Origin of the sequence: Dysgonomonas hofstadii (assembly GCF_014196915.1) — a bacterium.
In the GTDB taxonomy this organism is placed as follows: domain Bacteria; phylum Bacteroidota; class Bacteroidia; order Bacteroidales; family Dysgonomonadaceae; genus Dysgonomonas; species Dysgonomonas hofstadii.
On record NZ_JACIEP010000003.1, the window covers coordinates 316,065 to 337,931 of the forward strand.

12 protein-coding genes and 1 pseudogene are annotated in these 21,867 nt (G+C 40.1%); 1 reads left to right on the top strand and 12 read right to left on the bottom strand.

Annotation, left to right across the window (positions count from 1 at the left end; translation table 11 throughout):
- Positions 1–15 precede the first annotated feature (15 nt).
- The 12 genes and pseudogenes from GGR21_RS05665 to GGR21_RS05720 form a co-directional block, all read right to left on the bottom strand.
- Positions 16–2,103, bottom strand: coding sequence for a RagB/SusD family nutrient uptake outer membrane protein (locus GGR21_RS05665; RefSeq protein WP_183306213.1), 2,088 nt, complete (start codon positions 2,101–2,103; stop codon positions 16–18).
- Positions 2,104–2,116: 13 nt separating this feature from the next.
- Positions 2,117–5,194, bottom strand: coding sequence for a SusC/RagA family TonB-linked outer membrane protein (locus GGR21_RS05670; protein ID WP_183306214.1), 3,078 nt, complete (start codon positions 5,192–5,194; stop codon positions 2,117–2,119).
- Between the two features lie 24 nt (positions 5,195–5,218).
- The gene (locus GGR21_RS05675) at positions 5,219–6,574 is read right to left on the bottom strand and encodes an IPT/TIG domain-containing protein (RefSeq protein ID WP_246348000.1); all 1,356 of its coding nucleotides are present in this window, start codon (positions 6,572–6,574) and stop codon (positions 5,219–5,221) included.
- Between the two features lie 170 nt (positions 6,575–6,744).
- A pseudogene (locus GGR21_RS05680) lies at positions 6,745–7,395 on the bottom strand (3-keto-disaccharide hydrolase); the annotation flags it as partial.
- A gap of 325 nt (positions 7,396–7,720) precedes the next feature.
- Positions 7,721–9,148 (bottom strand): Gfo/Idh/MocA family oxidoreductase, encoded by a 1,428-nt coding sequence (locus GGR21_RS05685; RefSeq protein ID WP_183306217.1) that lies wholly within the window; start codon positions 9,146–9,148, stop codon positions 7,721–7,723.
- A gap of 24 nt (positions 9,149–9,172) precedes the next feature.
- Positions 9,173–9,997, bottom strand: a complete 825-nt coding sequence (locus GGR21_RS05690) for an FAD:protein FMN transferase (protein ID WP_183306218.1) — start codon at positions 9,995–9,997, stop codon at positions 9,173–9,175.
- A 9-nt stretch (positions 9,998–10,006) separates the two neighbouring features.
- On the bottom strand, positions 10,007–10,249 hold the full coding sequence (locus GGR21_RS05695; protein WP_183306219.1) for a hypothetical protein: 243 nt from the start codon (positions 10,247–10,249) through the stop codon (positions 10,007–10,009).
- Positions 10,249–11,532 (bottom strand): Gfo/Idh/MocA family oxidoreductase, encoded by a 1,284-nt coding sequence (locus tag GGR21_RS05700; RefSeq protein WP_183306220.1) that lies wholly within the window; start codon positions 11,530–11,532, stop codon positions 10,249–10,251. The genes GGR21_RS05695 and GGR21_RS05700 overlap by 1 nt, the downstream gene beginning before the upstream one ends.
- A gap of 164 nt (positions 11,533–11,696) precedes the next feature.
- Positions 11,697–12,806 (bottom strand): glycoside hydrolase family 88/105 protein, encoded by a 1,110-nt coding sequence (locus GGR21_RS05705; protein ID WP_183306221.1) that lies wholly within the window; start codon positions 12,804–12,806, stop codon positions 11,697–11,699.
- Positions 12,807–13,340: 534 nt separating this feature from the next.
- On the bottom strand, positions 13,341–14,363 hold the full coding sequence (locus tag GGR21_RS05710) for a family 43 glycosylhydrolase (RefSeq protein WP_183306222.1): 1,023 nt from the start codon (positions 14,361–14,363) through the stop codon (positions 13,341–13,343).
- Positions 14,364–14,365: 2 nt separating this feature from the next.
- On the bottom strand, positions 14,366–16,384 hold the full coding sequence (locus GGR21_RS05715; RefSeq protein WP_183306223.1) for a hypothetical protein: 2,019 nt from the start codon (positions 16,382–16,384) through the stop codon (positions 14,366–14,368).
- Positions 16,385–16,406: 22 nt separating this feature from the next.
- Positions 16,407–17,357 (bottom strand): glycoside hydrolase family 43 protein, encoded by a 951-nt coding sequence (locus GGR21_RS05720; protein WP_183306224.1) that lies wholly within the window; start codon positions 17,355–17,357, stop codon positions 16,407–16,409.
- Between the two features lie 247 nt (positions 17,358–17,604).
- Here GGR21_RS05720 and GGR21_RS05725 point away from each other — a divergent pair, with 247 nt between their 5' ends.
- Positions 17,605–21,603, top strand: a complete 3,999-nt coding sequence (locus GGR21_RS05725; protein WP_183306225.1) for a hybrid sensor histidine kinase/response regulator transcription factor — start codon at positions 17,605–17,607, stop codon at positions 21,601–21,603.
- Positions 21,604–21,867: the final 264 nt, after the last annotated feature.

Here is a 21,867-nt window from a genome sequence, read left to right on the forward strand (position 1 = left end):
TTCTGATTATAAGAGTTATTCCGGAGTAGTCCAGCCCGGATTCTGAATCAATTTAGGATTACGTCTCAGCTCGGTATGATGAATAGGCAGGAACCACATCTTACGGGCAAATATAGTCGGCAATGAAGCCGCCAGAGTAGGAATATGAAACTCTACTGCCAGATCTTTGGTCGCATAAGGATTACATCCGTATACCTGTGCGGCTTCCTCTACCGGAGCATCCATCCAGCGACGAAGGTCGAAATAACGGTGTCCTTCTGCAAATAATTCGATCTGACGTTCACGTTTCAACTTCATGCGGAACATATCCTGATTACCATATACATCATCTCCATAATCGGGAACTCCCGCACGGATACGAACAGGCTGAATACCTTTTTTCAACTCGCCGATATTGCGGCTAACGGTATGAGTCTTGCTTCCGTCCCACGATGGAATATTATGACTACTGGTTAATTCATTCAAAGCCTCGGCATAGATAAGCAGGACTTCGGCATAACGGATAGCCGGATCAACTTTTTTTGTAAACCTGCTCTTATCATAAGCTGTCGAAATGGTGTTACTTATATCATACGGACTTACATATTTCTTTATGCCAATACCGGTACGTAACCAGTAAGTTGCATTCGAATATCCGTTACCGCTTCCACGATAATAAAACACCTGTTGGTTTGCCAATTCATCTTTCGTAGCTTCTGCATTCAACAAATTCCATGTGCTTCCATTGTAAGCCACGGATGCATAAAAACGAGGTTCGCGTTTTGCATATTGTTTAGATACTCCTGTACCCAGTGAACCCAACTCAGGATAGTTGGAAAGATCACCAGCTGTAACAAAACCTGTTTCGCGAGGAAGTGTATTGAAACGGCCTGCATATTCCGGGATATCGGCATACACAGAATTCATACCCGCACAATCTGTTCCATCTGCCATATAATAGGCATCGCATTGCTTGAGTGTCATACCATGCGAACTGTATCCTTTGCCATGCAGACGAGGTAATTGGTGAACAACCATAGTAGCCACATCTTCTCCCGAACCATTCTGGCCACGGGTAAAGATAAGTTCAGGATTATCACTGGCTTCGAGGTCTCCATTGAAGACTGAACGATACGATTCGAAAGGATCTATGTTTTTATAACCAAGAGGCCAGTCGTTATTAGAAAAATTACCATCATCATATGGAGTAAGAGTATTCGGATAAGCTATATTATTACTGTTACTTCTCACATAAGCAACATACAAGCTATAACGGTTTATGTCCATCACATCTAAAGCCGCAGCGGCAGCTTTTGCCCATTTAGATTCGTCATAAGTAGCGGGAAGCAACGGTGTACCATCCGGATTTATCAAAGCTGAAGTCACTTCGGCCGGAGCTTTTCCGTTATACAAAGGGCTGGCGGCAAACAGCAAGACTTTCGCACGCAAGGCCAGCGCTGCCCCACGTGTAGGACGGGCAATTTCCTGTACAGGACGTTTATCTGGTGAAAGCAGTTTAGCTGCTTCTACCAAATCTGCGGTAATATAGTCCACACATTCGTCATATGTATTTCTGGCTTGTGCAATCTCGTCATATTCTTTCATATAATCTACAACCCCGCCATCGATAAGAGGTACCGGGCCATACAGGCGCAACATAATCCAATAGAAATAAGCTCTCAGGAAGTGGGCCTGTCCTTTGAAATCGGTAATTTCCGCGTCATCAAACACTTTACTTTCATCTATATGCTGCAGAAAGATAGATGCCTGGCGAATTCCTCTGTATGCATACTGCCAAACATATTGAGTTTCACCATGATCGCCACTTTCGGTATACTGTCCGCTTTTCCATCTTTTATATCCGTCCGATTCGTCACCGTAATACATATCGTCGGCAAAATTGAAAGGAATGCTCTTCTTGCTACATACATCCTGTAGATAGCCATTGCCTAAATATGAATAAGCATCAGCCAACCACTCATTTGTATAGTCTCTATTCTGGAAAACATCCTCTATAGACAGACGTTCATCAAATATGTAATCAGAGTCCAGATAGTCTGAGCATCCGCCAAGAGTCAGACTTAACCCTACTACAACAGATAATATTATAATTATTTTCTTCATATACTTTTAATGTTTATAGTGAAACTGAGATACCCAATGAAAGAGTTTTACTAAGCGGATATTTTTTCCCTGTGCTATTACCTAATTCAGGATCCCATAATTTAAAGCTGGTAAATGTAAGCAAATTGGTACCTACAAAGAAAACACGTACATTATTCAGATATAATTTACTCACCAGGCTTGTAGGTAACGTATAACCGACATCCAGTGTTTTCAGGCGCAAATAAGAACCATCCCTGAGCCAGAATGTTGAACTCTGATAGTTATTGCTATTTCCTCCGTAAGTCAAACGCGGATAGTCCGCATTCGGGTCTTCGTTCTCACCTAATACCCAACGGTTTGAGTTAGCCAGGTCGTCCAATATATTTCCCCAGCCGTCGCCTAAACTAAACATATGTACAGAAGAGCCGGATATCTGTACAGACGTTTTCCCTACTCCCTGGAAATGCACATTTACATCCAGTCCTTTCCATTTGGTAGAAAGCCCGAAACCGTAAGTCAGATTAGGTTTTGTTGTGGAACCAATAACTACTCTATCGTACTGATCTATTTTACCATCACCGTTGATATCCTTGTACTTGATATCCCCCGGCATTACTTCTCCAAATGTTTGAGTAGGACTGTTCCGGATTTCATCATAGTCTTTAAACAAACCCAATGCGACCAAGCCCTTAAGCTGATTTATACGATGGCCTTTATCCAGTGTGTATGAATAGATAGAATATTCTTCATCTTTTTCGAGAATCTCATTTTTACCGTAGGTCATATTACCGCGTAAAGTAAAATTAACGTTTCCTACTTTCTGCTTGTAGGCGAAGTTTCCGTCAAATCCATACGCTTTTACTTTACCTATATTCGCCCATGGGCTACTCTCTACACCCACCGACCAAGGGAGATAATTACGTTCCTGAAAAACATCATCACGTTTTTCGTGAAAATAATCGATTGTTCCAGAAAATCTGTCGCCGAGAAAAGAAAAATCGAGTCCTAAATCCTGTTTGGTGGCGACTTCCCAGCTAACATATGGAGAAGATATGACAGAATAGTATTTACCGGAATATGCTCTATCATAACCAAAGTCCCCAAAATTATAGACAGTGCTCGCTCTTGTAGCAATAGTGTACAAATAAGAGAAACGCATATCGTTGCCACTAGCATCTTTAAAATTATCATTTCCGGCTTTACCCCATGAATAACGTACTTTGAACATATCTATCCAATTCATATCTTTGAAGATAGACTCTCCGGCAATGTTCCATGCTCCTGAAAAAGCCGGAAAGAATCCAAAGCGGTTATCCTTATGATAGTTCTCTGATCCGGTATATCCGAAATTGAAATCGAAAAAATAACGGCTTGCATAATTGTAATGGAAACGTCCGGCCAATCCCTGATTACGGCGCGCCATCCCATTCTTAAGGTCATCTCCAAGATTTACCGTCTGAGTCTTAGAAGATTGGGTATATTTCAAAACTCCTCCTACATTATGATTGTTAAATCCACGCTCATAGCGCAATTCCCATTCAAAAAATTCATTTCGTTTTCCGGTACCACCAGAAGATTGTGTCATTTCCTGTTGCTTTGCAACTTCTGTAAATATAAGATTCCCGTTTTCATCCCTCGTTTTTTCGGCTCTGTACATGGCCGGCTGTTTGTAGCGTCTGATGGAATTACTATTCTCGGTATCGTAGCCAAAGCGCCCTGTAAAGAAGAGTCCTTTTGTTACGAAATCGAGTTTTTGCTCCAAAACCACGCTGGTCTGAATATTGTTGTCCCAGTTTTCCCTGAATCCGGTTTGGGTAGCCTGTGTCCATGGATTGAAACGGTCTCCGTTATCGTCTCCATAAGCAGGAGCATACCCATTAGAATAAACCTTTGGCGCCATTATCGGATTATATCCCATCAGTGCCGTCCAGATTGCGTCACTTCCTATTCCTGCATCGTTTTGCTTACGCAACGAACCGGAAACCCCCACTTTCAACAGGGTAGATTTTGTAATATCGATATCGACATTCAGACGGTAGGTGTATTTCTTGAAATTGGCATTGGTATTATAATCTTTCAATGAATTGTCTACCTTATACATACCCTCCTGGTTCTGGTAGCTTCCCGATATGAAATAACGGGCTGTTCTTCCTCCCCCTCTCATACTTAAATTGGCACGTGTACTCCACGAACCGTCACGCAACAAAATATCCATCCAGTCTTCGTCCGGATATAAATCTTTGTCAAGGCCTAAACGGAGTATTTCGAGCTCTTCAGGTTGATAGAGAACATCCTGGTTGCGTGAAATTCTTGCTTCATTAGCCAGGGAGGCATATGTATATCCGTCTGCAAAATCCGGAGTTTTGGTCAACATGCTATAAAACCCTTCTAGCTTTGCATTAATACTAATTTTCCCTTCATTACCACGCTTGGTATTAACAAGGATTACACCATTAGCACCTTTACTACCATAAATAGCAGTAGCTGAAGCATCTTTGAGTACAGAAAATGATTCTATATCTTCCACACTGACCTCATTCAGATCGCGCTCGAAGCCATCGACCAAAACCAATGCCGCGCTGCTGCCTCCGAATGTAGCGATACTACGCACCCAGAATTCGGATGTGCTACCCGGACGGCCATCTGTCTGCATAGCCATTATACCCGGAACTACACCGGCCAGACCATCGGCTATGGATGCACTCGGACTTGCTTTTAAGTCGTCTACATTGACTGTTGTGATAGCTCCCGTCACGGCTACTTTCTTCTGCACTCCCGTTCCTGTTACGACAACCTCGTTGAGCACACTCGTATCCGATTCCTTCATGATAACATTTACGACCTTTTGCTCTTTCACCAATATTTCTACTTTATCGAATCCGATATAAGTAAAAACCAGTGTACTATAAGCCGGTATTTTAATCCTGTATTTCCCTTCTATATCGGTTATGACTCCCAATCCGGCCATATTGCTTACAGATACACTAGCCCCGATCAAAGGTTCGTTGTTTGAGTCAGTTACAACACCGGTTATCTCTACAGCCTGCTGTGCGTAAGCGCTGACTGAAAACCCGAGTAACAAAATACATGTTAATAATAAGTTTCTCATATTTATTTTGTGTCTTTCAATTTATTATTCTTCATAAGCAATCTTACGGATACGATGGTTGTTGGTATCCCCTATATAGAAGCATTGCCTTTCTTCGTCATATATCATTCCGGCCGGAGCTCTGAAAAGGGCATCCAAGCGTAGATCACCATCTTTATATCCTTCAACTCCAGGATTGCCGGCAAAAGTAGAAACCCTGCCTTGTGGTGTCAATTTGCGGACTACATGATTCAATTTATCTGTAAAATAGAAATCATATTCATCATCCTCTCCTTCATAGTCCGGATTTTTGACGAAAACACCCTGTTGTGGTTCGTTCATCAGTGTATTACTACCTACTCCATCCTGATGGCCTTTTTTATTATCCTGACCAATTACCAGATAAGGTTCTGTGAAGGTTTTTGTTGTCCAATTATAATCGGTACGCATAATATACTGCCTGTTATTCACTATTATATAGGCATAATTTCCTGTCGGGTGAATGATAATAAAAATCCTTACTGAAGCATTCGGAACCCTGAATACGTTCACTGCGCTTGTCGAATTAACCTCACCCCGCCATACCATACCGGTATTATAGAATGCAAAATAATACTCTCCATTCACCGGATGTACAGCGGCAGCCCTGGTACCACGGCCATTCGCCAATGGAGACATCGCTGTAAAACCTGATGCACGGGTAAGCAGGTAATTGCCCGGTTGGGTATCATTGGATTGGTCATGGGTAACAATCATATCGCCATCCAATGTGAAATTTATGCAAGGTATTCCATTAGCAGAAGGTTTGGGTACACCCGAGACAAAAGTGCTTACATATTCTTTTTCAAAATCGACCATCCGGATCGATTTTTCATAACCGGTTATATACAAATGATTATGGTTCATCGGATCGAATGTAAACCATTCCATTTTTTCGAATCCGCCGCATGCGCCAAACGGGCCATTTATTATATCATACTTCGTGTTATTTTCGTACATCTCTCCCAAAAAAGAACTTACGAGCATCTTCTTTTGATAGACAAAAATTTCCTCAGCTCCAGCTGAAGCAATCTCGTCCCCTTTTTCATCGAGGATATATACTTCAATATCACCATCATAAGCCTTGGCTGGAACCATACAATACAGGGATTGATTGTTTACCCCGATTACCGGTGCATTTTTTCCGCCAATAGTTACTTTGATCCTTGACGGATCATTACCAAAATTATCACCGTAGATAACCAATCTTTGGCTGGCTCCTCCCTCTTTCGGAGTGAAATCAGAAACCACTACAGGTTTCGATGGATCGTAAGCTTGCGAATCCGTATCGGATTTATCGTCTTTGCACGATACACAAAGAACGATGAGCATCAACATCATCCACCAATGTTGAATTTTCATACTGTTTTTCATTTTCATAAAAATAGGGTCTAAATTAAGTTTGTTTAAATATCTCACTGTTATATTGAGTTCGGCACTAATGTGCTGTATGTATATTTTTCATAGGTACTAAGTGTCTGTTAAATCCTGAGGCAGATGTAACAATTCCATTTTGGTATTAGACACAAGTTTTATTCCAGTTCTTTGATTTTTATATTTTTGAAATATACTTCATCTCCATGATCCTGTAATAAGATATTGCCTTCAGCAAGATTCCCAAAATCGGGCCAGTTTTTATATTTACTGTATGCGACAAGGGCATTGAACATTTGATTGTTACGCTCATATTCTACGACTTTCACTCCGTTAAGCCAATGCTCTACCTTATTGTCTTTTACAATAACCATGGCAGTATTGAAATCATTTATATCGAACTTAAAAGAATTACCTCTTTTAGACGGGATCAAATCATACAATGAACCTAAAGTCCTGTTGCCTTTAGTTCCCAGCTTAGCATCGGGATGGTTATCATCGTCCAGTATCTGGAATTCGCAGCCAATTGCCGAGCCCTGGCCTTTGTTCATATCCGAGTCAACGAAATATTTAATACCGCTGTTTGCTCCTTTTGTTATTTTAAAATCAACTTTCAGAATGAAATTCTTATATTTTTTCACTGTAACGATGTCGCCTCCGTTGGCCGACTCTGCACCACCGCTTTTATGGACTTTCAGCACTCCGTCTCTTATACTCCACCCTTTTTGGGGAAATGAATTTAGTTTTGCTCCTCGCCAACCGTTAGTAGTTTTCCCATCCCATAGTAATTTCCATCCTTCCCTGACTTCTTGCTCCGTTAATGTATTAGATTGGTTCTCTTGAGCATTTATCATTGAAAAACAACACAATATGGATACAATAAATAATAATGTTTTTCTCATTTTCATCTGTTTTATGTGTTATAATTAAAAACCTCTTCCCTAATCAATTCTGAGTTGTAAACCTTTTGACCTTTGACCTTATCCTATCAAAAAAATGATAAACCTTTATCTTTTTTACAACTTAACCCAATGAGTTATTTTTTGAAAAAGAGCCGGGAAGAGGTAACAATTTGCATTGGTATTTTTTCCAAGAAGATTACCGGCTATAGTTTGTTTATTATTTAAATTCTGATCATATTTTATAGTATTGTTCCCAGTTTCTCCGTGGCGGCAAACCGGCTAAAAGAGCATTAGCAAAATGATTATTGGTAATTTCCTTCGCATTTCTATCTAATAATAGCGGCGTGTTCATCCGTTGAGCGATTACTCCCAGTGAGAATACCTGGCTAAGTGGTCCGAATACCCCGAATGGCGAACGGGTTTTCTCCTCTCCCATACAGGCCTTTAAAAAGTTAGCAAAATGATTGGACGGGCTCTTAGGCACCTGCGGTAACTTCGAAGCCATCTCCTTTGCTTTTTCTTCCGGAATTATAGATAATGTACTACCATGCGATCCTCCTTTAAAAATCAGGTCTTTTGAATAAATTATTTTCCCCGGATTCAACTTTCTGGCTTCCATTTTACCTCCTGCCACGGTTGGTATATTAGGGTCAAGTTCCGATGCTCCATATCCTTTGGGTAGTGACGGCTGATTATTTATCCCATCGTACCACATAATATCCATTGCCGGCATATCGCCACGTCTTGGGAAGCGGAATTGAATAGTGGAAGACATTGGAAAGAAATAATCATTATGCCCTTCCAACATTACTGGGTTAACCTCATAAGGCAGTCCCAAATCGAGAAATTCATGCACCGTATCAAGGATATGTGCACCCCAGTCACCAAGAGCTCCCATTCCGAAATCGTACCAACAGCGCCAGTTACCATGATGATATTTGTCGTTGTAATCATGATATGGCACTGACATCAGCCATGTATCCCAGTCCATCCCCTGCGGTATGGGCTGTCCCTCAGGCAGTTTATATATATTCGTATCCCATCCGTGCCATCTGCGTGGCGAATTCATGTGGGCAACGACTTCTGTTACATCTTTTATTATTCCGGCCTCCTTCCATGCTTTAAACTGGAAGTAATTTGCCTCGGAATGTCCCTGGTTTCCCACCTGAGTGACTACATTCGGATATTTCGCGGCGGCCTGCATCATCAGTTCTGCTTCGTAAAACGTACGGGCCATAGGCTTCTCCACGTACACATGTTTCCCCAGTGCCATGGCCATCATACAAATAGGAAAATGCGAATGATCGGGTGTTCCTACCGAAACAGCTTCGATCTCATTTCCCATTTTATCAAACATCTGGCGGAAGTCTTTGAATTGCTTCGCTTTGGGAAATTTTCCCATGATTTCACGGGTATGCTTAGCTCCCATATCCACATCACAAAGAGCGACAATATTTGCCAGACCTGTTTTTTCAAGCTCCTTTATTATATCGGCACCCCGGTATCCGACACCAATGCAAGCCAGATTGACTTTTCTATTGGCACCGTTCACTCTTTGATAGCTTTCGGCATTAAGAGCATTTACCGAGCCTATACCGCCTACAACAAGTCCTGCTGTTGCAGCTCCGGCTCTTCTTAAAAAATTTCGTCGTGTTATCATTAGTTTATATTTTATTTAAAAGTATTACAGACTATATACAGTAGCTTCGAATTGGCGTAAAATACCGGCTCTCTTTTCCGGTTCTGCAGCAAACAGGGCTGTTGAGAGTGCCTCCCCGTCGGCCGCGCTATTTGTTATTACCGATATACCATTGATTCCCTCTATATATTTTCCGGTATAGGGCGACTTTATATGCTTGCGGCAAGCCGTATGGTTACCTGATGTTGTCAGACATTTGTCGATTAGCACTATTTCTTTATTGCCGGTAGCGGTAGGAAAAGTCACACCAATTTTCCATCCATTTCCAAAAGGGTGATTTCCGATAGCCAAGACAGAACTGTTCCCTATATTTATAAGGGCATTATTTATATTTTTTTCTGCCAGTATTTCTTTTATCTGATCCAGTGCATAACCCTTAACAAAACCGGATAAATTCAGTTTCATGCCTTTTTGGTTTAATGTTACAGCCTGATCTTTTTTTGAGATCGATAAATGTTTTATGGTATCAGCAGTGTAATCGTCAGAATCTATCGAAATATCAAAATATCCGTCTGTCCTTTTGTTATGGGAAATACACATTTCTATCATGGTAAATAAATCGTTGCTGACAACTCTGGGTATTCCTTTTTCTGTATTATTTACAGCGGATAACTCACTGGAAGGATTGTAGAAATCACCTGTTTTTTCCAGTGCGTATAGCTTCCTGTATATATTCTCCGTTATTTGCATCAGTTGTTCTTCATCCTTACCGTTGAGGACAATATCGACTCTGGTATGCATAGAAATAAACCAAGCATAGAAAACCGCTTCTGTTTCAAATTGCTTATATATATGTTGTAGAGGAAGCATAAGCAAATATTACTTTTTAGTCTTAAAAGCACTTTTTAGTCCATAGAAAAGTACACGTATAGCGGTCCACACAAGATATATCGCGACAGAAGCTACAAACACATATCCCAATGAAGTAAAGAGCTCGCTAAAAAGTGTATTGTCGTACACGATTACAGCATACAGATTGATAAGGTTGGCTATAAAAAAGCAAATCAGCCAGGTTATAATCTCCGTTCTTTTTCGTTTAGATGTGATTACCGTGTCTTTCATTATATCAGAGATTTACGATGATTAAGATAATCGAGCTTAAATTCTTCGGGGAAAGTCAGGATCTCCCCCTTTTCGATGGCCATATCACCCAACAAAGTGAGTACACTGGCATAATACCCTTCCTCTGCAACTTTTGCCGGTTGCTTTTCTGTTATAACAGCTTCTGCAAAAGCGTTCAGCATCAGGTCTGTCCCATCTCCTTTCGGTTTTTCGCCTAGTATGTATTCACCTGCATTATCTTTCGCTGTCTCCGGCGCCCAGCTGGTACCGGCAAAAGGCAAGGTGTCGAATAGCTGGTGCTCTATATCATTGATCAGCCTCAGGAAGCCGGGAGCAGGAGCCGTATTTTCGAAATAATATTTTCCTTTTTCGGGTTCAATAGTACCCAGATGTCCGAGAATTTGTTCTTCCAGCCCGTAAAACTGATTGGATATGACGGACTCGAAAGTCAGTTTCTCTCCATTGTCGAATACGTACAGGCAACTGACATTGTCGTATACTTCCCTTCCGTCTTTCCAGTAAGTGATGGCTCCATGCCCCATCACTTTATTTGGAATAGATTGCAGTGCCCAACTGCCTATCTGCAATTGATGGCAAGCCAGCTCTGTCATCAACCCTTTGGAATATTCCCGATAGAGGCGCCAGTTTATTTGCCGCTCGAGTTGGGGAGAAGGTACAGCCCTCCGCCAGTCTCCGTTGCGGAACCAGAATGTACGGATGGCCTGTATATTGCCGAAAATGCCCGAATGGATCATCTCCATCGCCTTTATATAGCGGGGATCGAAGAGGCGTTGCTGCCCCGAAAAGAATACCTTTCCGGTAGACTTATGCTTATTATACATTGCAAAGCACTCTTCCATGGTAAAACCAATGCTCTTTTCGCAAAAGACATGCTTTCCCGCATCAAAAGCATCCAGGGCAATCTGGCAATGTGTATTGAGTGGGGTTGCGATAACCACGGCGTCGATAGCCTTATCCTCCAGTAATTTTCGGTAATCGCTATATACCTTAGCTTCAGGCGTTATTTTCAGAGCCTCATCTAATGATGGCTGGTACGTATCGCATAATCCGGTAATTTCCACTTTCGGATCGTTTGCCAAAAATTGCATCAGATATCTACCCCGAGACCCCGGACCGATAATTCCTATCCGTGCCACAGATCTATCTGTGTGTTTACTATCGGCAAATACCGATAACCAGGGGCTCGATGCAAAAGCAACAGCTGTCCCTGCCATACCTGCTTTCTTGAGAAAGTCACGCCTGTTTAATGTTGTATATTTCATAAAACTAACTGCAATTATGATAGATTGGCTACAGTCTGTAAGTCAAAATATTAGTAAGCAAGTTGATATTATAAATAAATGGTTTTCATTTTTTGCACTCAATGATAGATTCCTTTAAGATTGAGAATCAAAAAGTCAAGAGAACAATAATTCAGATCAACCGGTTACTTTTCCAGAAGAGCGGCAACACACCAAAGATACGGGGCTTGCCCATGATAGTCGCCGGTACGGCGCGGACGGTCATAATAATACTTTTTGTCGTTCTTTTTGTTTGTCCCTACACAAACTTCTCTTACGCCACCCCTGTCATCAATATAGTGTGTCAATACGATCCATGCTTTACGGGCTGCCGGAGCATATTCTTTAGCGTCTAGCCAGCCATTTCTTACTCCCACGATGAACGCATAAGTAAACATAGCCGAAGCAGATGTTTCGGCCCAGCAATCGGCTTCGTCGATCAATTGATTCCACATACCACTTGGCCTTTGATAATTCAGCAGACTTTTCATCATCGTATGATAGCCTTCCATAATGCGTGGCCTGTCTGCATTATCTTGCGGCAAATAACGGAGCAATTCTGCCATACCAGCGGCCATCCACCCGTTTCCCCGTCCCCAAAAGAACGGAACATCAGGTGCATGATAGAACAAGCCGTTAGGCCGTTGCAATTCATCCAGATACATGACCATTTCTTTCGCTGCCCGGTCTATATATTTACGGTCTCCGGTTACTTTATAGGCTTGTGTCTGGACAATAGTAATCATATACATATCGTCAATCCACAGGCGGGTTTGCCAGGTGTATCCTTTATCAGCCCAGGCTTTTTCCTCCGGTTTTGCATCCGTAGGCACTTGCCATTGAGTATCTGCATAAGGTATACCCAAATCCTTATACTGCTTTTCTTTTGTTATTTGATATAATTCCAATGGCAGACTCCCGAACATATTCAAATCGACATGATTCTTTATGGGAAGCAATTCTTTTTCGGATGTCATCAGAATATTAAACTTATTTTGCAGAAGTTTAAGGAGTTTATCATCTTTTGTTATTGCAGCAAATTTGAGGGAACCGTTCCAATAGAATGTTTCGGGGTAGCTAATCCATTTCCCCGCATGCAGGGCGTGCTTTGAATCCACAAAACGATAGGCCAAACGCTTTCCTACTTCTTCGGGAGAGTATCCTTTTGGAAAATCTTCCAGCATATCAGTTTGGGCATACAATAGTTGAGAGGAAAGGACGAATAATAACAAAAATATCTTTATATATTTTTCCATAGTGATTAAATAATTAGGTTTGTTTTTCATATATCTTTATCAAAATCCGAAATGTAAATAACCCTCATCCCGGATATTATCTATCCGAAACAAGGGTTTCTATATATTAAATAAGTAAAAATGTAAACAGTCCTGAAGAAATATATTTCCCGAGACCGTAAAATTGTCTATTTTTATTGGTTTGTTGCTCTCTCTCTCTCTCTCTCTCTCTCTCTCTCTCTCTCTCTAACAAAATAGAGCTAATTGCCAAATTTTCAAAGAGAAAAATGACATCTGAAAATGTTATATTATTTATATTATTATGTACTAATTTTTCGTTATTGATCAGCATCCGGTATTTATAGATTTAATTTAATTATTTTTCATGATTATTAAATAACACACACAACAGGAACGGCTCATATACACGTTAACTTCATTCAAAGAAAGAGTATTATTTGTCAAAAAAATAAAACAAATCAGTCATTAAAAGGGAAATTCTAGTCAGGTATGCCTAATTGGCAAAAAATACCGTTTTTGACTTATTTCTTTCATTCATTTAAATCCCGGTCTTTCAGCAGATAACGAAGGCGACGAACCTTTCACATAAGGCCAGTCCTGACTATCCCATTCGATCCTGTCCAGCATAAGCACTCTGCCCTTTGGTTTCTCCGTATCTATACCATGATAGAACAACCAGTCATTACCGTTACCGTCCTGCACTATTTCGGAGCAATGTCCGTTGCCGACAAAGCGTTTATTGGAACCAATTACCAATAAATACCCGTTATCCATCATATCCTTACCTGTTTTATCCACATAAGGTCCGAACAATGACTTCGAGCGACCGACAACCAGTTGGTAAGTACTTTTTACACCTTCGCAGCAAGTACCTATAGAAGCAAACAGATAATAATATTTTCCCCGTTTGTAGATATATGTCCCTTCAAAGGCGGTTCCGGCAATTTGCTGCTTTTCTGCTCCGGATTTCAGGCTCAATCCATCCGGGCTGAGTTCGATGGCATAAATACCCCGGAAGCTACCCCAGAAGAGATATTTTTTTCCTTTTTCTTCTATATAGAATTGGTCTATAGAGTTTTTAACATCGATCTCATTACTCCTGAATAGTTTTCCCTTATCGGTGAAAGGACCTTCAGGCCTGTCTGCTACGGCTACTCCTATACCACATGTCCATTCACCACCCCAGACAGACATTGAATAATAAAGTACATATTTTCCGTTTATGTAATTAATATCCGGAGCCCAAAGCCCGCCTTTAGGTTCGAATGCCGGGCGGGTATCCGGAGTAAAAGCTGTTCCGACAAAAGTCCATTCAGTCAGGTCTTTCGACTTATAGATAGGAATGTTACGAATATTTTCTGTTGCATACAGGTAAAAATATCCATCCTTCGCCTTGAGAATAGTCGGGTCGGGCAAACTTTCGCTTATCACAGGATTAGAGTAGTACTTGTTTTCATTATTTACACTGATGTTTTCCAGCTTTGTTTTGTTAGTTTTACAACCGGAACCCGTTATCAGTAGTAAACAAAGAATAGATAATAGAGTTCTTTGCATCATTATTATTTTTTACTGTTGAAATAATTTTCCACACGGTCGGGACTCAGCATTTGCCAAAGAGAAGCGACTGTCCACCCCGGAGCAAAAATATCATTGTAGAATCCTTTACCATTCTTTCCATAATCCCAGTTGGTATGCTGAACTACTTCGGGATAGTAACCAACTTTTCCTATATTGAACATATGTCCTTTTACCGGCATCAATTGCAGCATAGATGTTTTGATAACATTGGAAAATTCAGAGAAACGGGGTTCTTTCCTTTCCTTAGCCAACCAATCCAATACGGTGGCAAATTCGAAAATAAATACATCGATATGGTTGTTCTCTACAGATACATTTCCCCATCCCCGCGACTTGAATCCGACATCTCCTAACATCTGTCCTCCGGCAAAAGGTACATCCCACATGTAATACCACGAAAGGCAGAAATAAGCAGCCTGTTTACACAGATCGATATAATGCTGACGTTCTTTGTCTTTGGTTACCATCGACAAGTAGTACATAGCTGTGGAAGCATACAGGGAAGCCTCTTTGTCCTCACAGTTGGCATCGAGAGTAGAAGAGAAATAATCTGATTTGGAAACCAACTCTTTTTCGAGGTATACTGCTGTCAGTTTTGCAGCATCGAGGTATGTTTTATCTTTGAAATATGTGTATGCCATCGTCAGAGGCAGGGTGGCAGAAGGAGTGCTTCCTCCTGTGGCATCCAGAAGTTTAAATTTATCATCGAATTTACGGGGGAAAGACCCGTCTTTTTCCTGTAATTTGAGGAAATTAGCAAGGATAGTTTTAATTTTTACTTCCCATTCCGGATGTTTACGCCCTCTCTTCTTTTCGTAATCAAGATAGTTGAGTATAGCAAATACCCCTTCCGACTGACGGCGGATACTATAAATATCAGTTTCTGTATTACGAGCGTAATCTACGAACTCCCTGAAAAATCCGTTAGGAGTGAAGCCATATTGCAAATAACTGTCAAAGATAGAATTAGCTTTCCCTATGAGGTCATTATTGTTCGTTTCCTCACCATATTCCAGTGCATTGAAAGCATTTAAAAGCACGCGTCCGACAAAACCGATCTCTACCGAACCTGTACTTGCACAGTTATCAGTGCGCATATGTACTCCCGAGAAATATTTCAGATCGTATTTGTCCACATAGCTTTCAACAAAGAAATTAGACAATACCTTTTTGGCTAATGCAGTATCGTAACCGGTTTTCACAAGTTGCGGCCTGAATGTATCGTATGAATAGTTCCATATATCGGCAACAAAACCGGAAAAGTTCTCAGTTTTCGATTTCTTTATAATCCAAACTAATTCCCGGGTTTCATTTTTCTCTAATTTCTCGAAAGCCTGTACAGAAGGATTAAGTGTCAATTTCCGGATATAAGTTTTTGGCGCTTCAAAATAAGGAAACCCGAAAACCAGAGCTGAGGTTCCGTTAATATTACGGAATCCGGTAAATCCTATCGATGTTTTGCTATTAAGAATTATCTCACCAGCATTATGCGTGCTAAGGCTTTCATCTTTAAAGTCATCTATACGCAAAACTGTATAATAATCACCGGTCTTATTATTATAAATACCGGTTAAAGGAGTACTAAGACGGTCTTCCCTTACCTGCCAGCTATCGCTTGTGTGGAAGGACGGAGCTTCTTTTGGCGAACGCAGATTCCGATGATACCAGAAACCCGGCATATAAAATTCGCAATCATCATGAGACATTCCTGCAAGTTTATATACTTGCTCCAGATTATAATATACTCTTTCTGATGCAACCAGAGTAACCTTGACCTCTGTTGTGTTGCCATTACTTGTCTGACTCCGCTTTATTTGAACAGGAATCTCATTTTCAGCTTTTAACAAACCATCGGCCGATGACTGTAACTTGTAAGTAACAGAAGGATTTCCGGGTGATTTTAGACTAATACTGGTTTCAATCTGTAATGGTGTTTCTTCTGAATATATACAGGTATAACCTAGAATAGAGAACATCATTAAAAGCAGGAGTTTTTTCATGTTTTTTTATTATGGTATTATTTTATTTGCGGATTACCGGCTTCAATATATCTTTCTTAATTTGCATAACCGGGATATCATCGGATGTGAATTGTACACTAGCAATGCACATTTGCCTTGGATGGATGCGTTTCTGGTTACAGTGGGAGTGGAAGGCAATTCTCATATTTCCGGCTTTATCCCTGAACATCGAACTATGACCTACGCCGACAATACTATCGGGCTTTTGCAGAATCGGGTTTTTCTCATATTTAGTCCATGGCCCCATCGGAGAATCTGCCGTAGCATAGCCTACCCCATAGAAAGGACTTTCATAGCTATTGGCCGAATAGGTCATATAATATACTCCTTTATGTTTAGTGACAAATGCTCCTTCATTGACACGAGGCCAAACTTCTTCCCATGCCTGGGATACATTAATACATTTGGTCAGGGTAGACTTCCTGATGGTCACTAAATCATCTTCCAGTTCTGCCACCCATATGTTCAATCCGTCGTTGAACCGGTCGAAATACAAATACGGCTTCCCGTCATCATCTATAAATAATGAATTATCGATACATTTTTCATCAGAAATCATTGGTTGCATCATATCCTGTACAAATGGGCCGAACGGGGAATCGGATGTAGCAACACATATATGTTCGTCGGCTGAATAATACATAAAGAATTTTTTCTTTTCTTTTATATAATATACTTCAGGAGCCCAAAACCAGCGTTTGCCCCAGGTATCCTTTTTTGTTAAAGCTAACTCCGGTGCCTTTTTCCAATGCATCAAATCATCGGAAGTATATACTTCTATTCCATTCTCCGCATTTGTACCATAGGCATAATAGATATCTCCATGGAGCATTATGAATGGATCTCCCAAAAGAACCGGAGTCATATCTTCCGGGTTTTCCTTCCCATTATTTTGGCAAAAAATAAAAGTAAGACTTATGAAAACAATTATTAACGCGCCAAAAATTTTCATTTTAGATTTTTAAATAATTTAGATTAACAAATACCTTAGAGGGAGTTTATAAACGCTAGCAAAATTAATGGTAAGGCCAATATTCAATAATATACTTTTTAATAAAAAAAGAGTAAAATCAGAGCAGTCTGACCTGTCTGACTAAAAAATAACATTTATTGGCTATTTTTTACTACACAAAAAGACAGGGCGATAACAATTCAGATTTATAAAGATTTAATTTTACCAATGAAAAACTATCCTTATCATGAAATTAGTTAAATCTATTATCATATTTTCCTTAGTTCTTAGCTCCAGTTTATCTTTACTCTCACAGGAAAGCCTAGATTTTCATTTCAAAAAAATACAAGTCAACGACGGTCTTTCTGAAAATGCGATTTATTGTATTTTTCAAGATTCGAGGGGATTTATGTGGTTTGGCACCAAGGACGGTTTAAACAGATATGACGGAAATAACTTCCGGATATTCCGTTTTGATGCTAAAAACCCGGCCTCATTAGGCAATAATTTTATAAGATGCCTGATAGAGGGAGAAGGTGGAGATCTCTACATAGGGACTGACGCAGGCTTGTACATAATGAATACTGTCGAAGAAACATTCATAAAAGTGATCGGAACAACAACTGCAGTGAATACTCTCTATGCTGATCAAGATGGAAATATCTGGATAGGGTCTATCGATCAGGGTGTATTCAGGTACAATCCGGAGAGCAAAGAACTGGAACAGATGGAATTATCAAAATACAACCTCGATACAAATTCCAGCTGGGTTATCTATGGTGATTTGTCCGGAACAATATGGGTCGGTAACCGCATGGGATTACTCAGATATAATAAAAACACAAATAAACTCGATCCGGTAGAGTCTATGTTTGGCTTTTCAGAGAAACCTCACAATGAGATCATGTCAATACTGGAAGACAACAAAGGAAATTTCTGGCTGGGGACATGGGCGAACGGGCTCCGTTTATATGATAAACACACCGATAGCTATATATCATACCTACACGAAGAGAATACATCCCAGTATGTAACACATATAAGATCAATCTTTCAGTATGATGATAAATCTTTGCTAATTGGTTCCGACGATGGACTATATCTGTTTGATCTGGGAACAAAGAAATCGAAACGGATAGACAGACCCGAATTAAGGCATAGCCTGAGCGACCAGAACGTATATTCCATATACAGGGATAAAGAGGGAGGAATCTGGATAGGGACATATTTTGGCGGGGTTAATTACCTCAACTTATCACAATTGAATATCTATACTTATTATCCTGATCGCCGTCCCGGCACCTTATCGGGAAAAGCTATCAGCCAGTTTTGCGAAGAACCGAATGGAAACCTGTGGATTGCCACCGAAGATGGAGGGGTTAATTACTTTGACTCTCAAACCGAGAAGATCAGCCAGCCTATAACAACATCTTATCATAATATACATGCCCTGTTATTGGACGGGGATAATCTATGGATCGGGACATTTTCGAGAGGTGTAGATGTTTATAATACTAAAACAAAAGTCCTTTCCAATTACAGAAACAGAAGCGACAATAAAAACACACTGAACGACGATTGTGTCTTTTCTCTATACAAAACACGTGGGGGAGATATTTACGCCGGCACTCCTGCCGGATTGAATAAATATAACAAAAACACTGATAACTTTATTCCTGTAGAGTCTATTGAAGGTTTTATCTACGATATAAAAGAAGATAATTCAGGTAATTTGTGGCTGGCTTCATACGGGACAGGTGTTATAAAATTTGATATAAAAACAAATAAATGGATATGCTACGATGATATATTAAGTAAAGATAATCCCGTGGTAGGCAGCAAGCTAACCAGTGTGCATATCGATAGCCAGAGGAGAATACTCTTTTCGAGTGAAGGTCGTGGCATCTTTATATACGATGCCCTCAAAGACGATTTCACAAATATATCTGAATCCAACGGGTTGCCCAATAATGTTGTATATGGCATATTAGATGATCCCTTTGGTAATTTGTGGATCAGTTGTAACAAGGGATTAGTATGTTTTAACCTGTCTACACCTACCCATTCGACATTATATAACAAAGAAGACGGATTACAAAGCAATCAATTTAACTATAAGTCGAGTTATAAGGCAAAAAACGGCCGGTTCTATTTTGGGGGTATTAATGGATTTAGTTCCTTTTATCCACAAGATCTGAATGCAAGTAAAAATATAGTAATACCTCCTGTAGAAATTACCGGAATAAAATTGTTTGACAATTCAGACACCGAGCTGGAAAATGAAATCCAGATAAAAGTAAATAAAAGACAAAAAATAAAACTACCTTATAATAAGGCTTCATTTATGATATCATATGTCAGTCTTAGTTATATTGCACAGACCAAAAACCAGTATGCCTATAAGCTCGAAGGCGCCGATACTGACTGGAATTATGTGGAGAACAACAAGAATGTGACATATGTCAATCTTCCCTATGGTAAATATATATTTAAAGTAAAGGCGACAAACAACGACGGATTATGGAATGAGGCCGGATCGGAAATAGAGATTGAAATACTGCCACCATTCTGGCTCTCTCTGCCTGCTAAGATTTTATATTTCATACTGTTGATGTCACTGGCCTATCTCATCTTGTCATACTATTGGAAAAAGAACAAAGAAAAACAGGCACAACAATTGGAAGCATTTAAAACAGAACAGGAAACACTTGCCTTTAAATCGAAAATAGATTTCTTTACTACTATTGCTCACGAGGTAAGAACCCCGTTAAGTCTTATCTCGGCTCCTCTGGAAGAGGTTATAAACACAAATAAGGAGAATGGCGAAACAAAGCAAAACCTGCAAATCATCGAAAAAAACTGTAACAGGCTTACCGTACTCATCAATCAATTACTGGATTTCAGAAAAATGGATTCAACCCGGTATATTATAAATCCGGAAAGTATCAATTTAAAAGACTTTATATTTGAATTATACGAACGTTTCAAGAAAACGGCACAAAGAAAAGAAATCAACTTTACATTGGATTTACCAAAAAATGAAGAAATAAAAATTAATTCCGATGCAGATGCATTAATTAAAATAATAGGTAATTTGTTGACAAATGCCCTGAAATATACGAAAGACAAAATTAAATTAACACTGATCTGCAATAGCGACAACTCTTATACAATCACTGTGGAGGACAACGGTAAAGGTATATCCGATAATCATAAAAAACTGATATTCGACCCTTTTTTCCAGGTTCAGACCGACGACCGTAAAATTGGTACAGGATTGGGGCTTTCCCTTGCCAAAAATCTGGCCGAAGTGCTGGGAGGTTCAATAAGTGTTAAGGATGGAGAAAACGGAGGTTCTGTATTTATTTTTAAATTTGCAGATGTTGAACCCCCAATACAAAATGAAGCGGAAAAGGAATCTACACTGCCCGCATCAATAGAAGTAATAAAGCAACACGATAGCAGCGTTCAGTACAGTATACTGATAGTAGAGGACAACCCCGATATGGTTTCTTTTATAACCAGGGCTTTACAAAATGAGTATATAACCGATGCCTCCCAGAATGCAATGGAGGCTTTAATGAAACTTGAGGAGAAAAATTATGATATCGTTATATCAGACATAATGATGCCCGGCATCGATGGAATTTCTTTTGCGAAAAAGCTAAAATTAGATATTAATTACAGTCATATACCTATCATTCTTCTGTCAGCCAAAACAGAGAATGCTGTCAAGGTAGAAGGTTTATTATCGGGAGCAGATGTGTTTATTGAAAAGCCTTTCTCGGTGTCATACCTCAAGGCACAGATCATAAGTTTACTCGAAAACCGGAAAGCGATGCTCGATACCTTTAACCGCTCCCCTATGACTTCCTATTCTAATCTTGTCTCGAATAAAAGTGACGAAATATTCCTGAACAAACTGAATGAAGAGATAGAGCAATATGTGTCGGACGAAAATTTCTCGGTAGAATCGCTGACAGAGAGGCTTAATATCAGCCGTTCGAACCTGCAACGAAAACTGAAATCGATAAGTGGCCTTACTCCCGGCGATTATCTACGCAGCTATCGCATAAGGAAAGCCTGCAAGCTATTACTGGAAACGGATATGCGTATAAATGAAGTTGCCTATAGTGTAGGGTTCAGTTCTCCGTCTTATTTTGCAAAAGTCTTTCAGAAAAGTTACAATATGTCGCCCAAAGAGTTTATCAACAAATATATGAAGGATGACAAAAAAGAAAGCTGACATGTTCATTATGTACTGCAACAAGATTTCCTTACAGATAATGCCAGTGGGTAGTAAACTTTAATCGTTCTATTTTACTAACGCGCCTGCCGGATTGGGTGTCCGCACTGCGGAATGTATGCCGGAGTCGCAATGCGACGACGAGTGTTACCCTACCTTGTCTGGCGTCAGCCCGGTGGCATTAGTCCGCAGTGCGGGCACCCGTCAGGTGAAAGGGGCGTGAAACCAAATACTGTCTGAGCCGCAGGCGAGTTTATTTGGTTT

Bases quoted from the DNA above. Each gene is read 5' to 3' on its own strand.
- GGR21_RS05665 (WP_183306213.1), bottom strand. From the start codon at position 2,103: ATGAAGAAAATAATTATAATATTATCTGTTGTAGTAGGGTTAAGTCTG.
- GGR21_RS05670 (WP_183306214.1), bottom strand. From the start codon at position 5,194: ATGAGAAACTTATTATTAACATGTATTTTGTTACTCGGGTTTTCAGTC.
- GGR21_RS05675 (WP_246348000.1), bottom strand. From the start codon at position 6,574: ATGAAAATTCAACATTGGTGGATGATGTTGATGCTCATCGTTCTTTGT.
- GGR21_RS05685 (WP_183306217.1), bottom strand. From the start codon at position 9,148: ATGATAACACGACGAAATTTTTTAAGAAGAGCCGGAGCTGCAACAGCA.
- GGR21_RS05690 (WP_183306218.1), bottom strand. From the start codon at position 9,997: ATGCTTCCTCTACAACATATATATAAGCAATTTGAAACAGAAGCGGTT.
- GGR21_RS05695 (WP_183306219.1), bottom strand. From the start codon at position 10,249: ATGAAAGACACGGTAATCACATCTAAACGAAAAAGAACGGAGATTATA.
- GGR21_RS05700 (WP_183306220.1), bottom strand. From the start codon at position 11,532: ATGAAATATACAACATTAAACAGGCGTGACTTTCTCAAGAAAGCAGGT.
- GGR21_RS05705 (WP_183306221.1), bottom strand. From the start codon at position 12,806: ATGGAAAAATATATAAAGATATTTTTGTTATTATTCGTCCTTTCCTCT.
- GGR21_RS05710 (WP_183306222.1), bottom strand. From the start codon at position 14,363: ATGATGCAAAGAACTCTATTATCTATTCTTTGTTTACTACTGATAACG.
- GGR21_RS05715 (WP_183306223.1), bottom strand. From the start codon at position 16,384: ATGAAAAAACTCCTGCTTTTAATGATGTTCTCTATTCTAGGTTATACC.
- GGR21_RS05720 (WP_183306224.1), bottom strand. From the start codon at position 17,357: ATGAAAATTTTTGGCGCGTTAATAATTGTTTTCATAAGTCTTACTTTT.
- GGR21_RS05725 (WP_183306225.1), top strand. From the start codon at position 17,605: ATGAAATTAGTTAAATCTATTATCATATTTTCCTTAGTTCTTAGCTCC.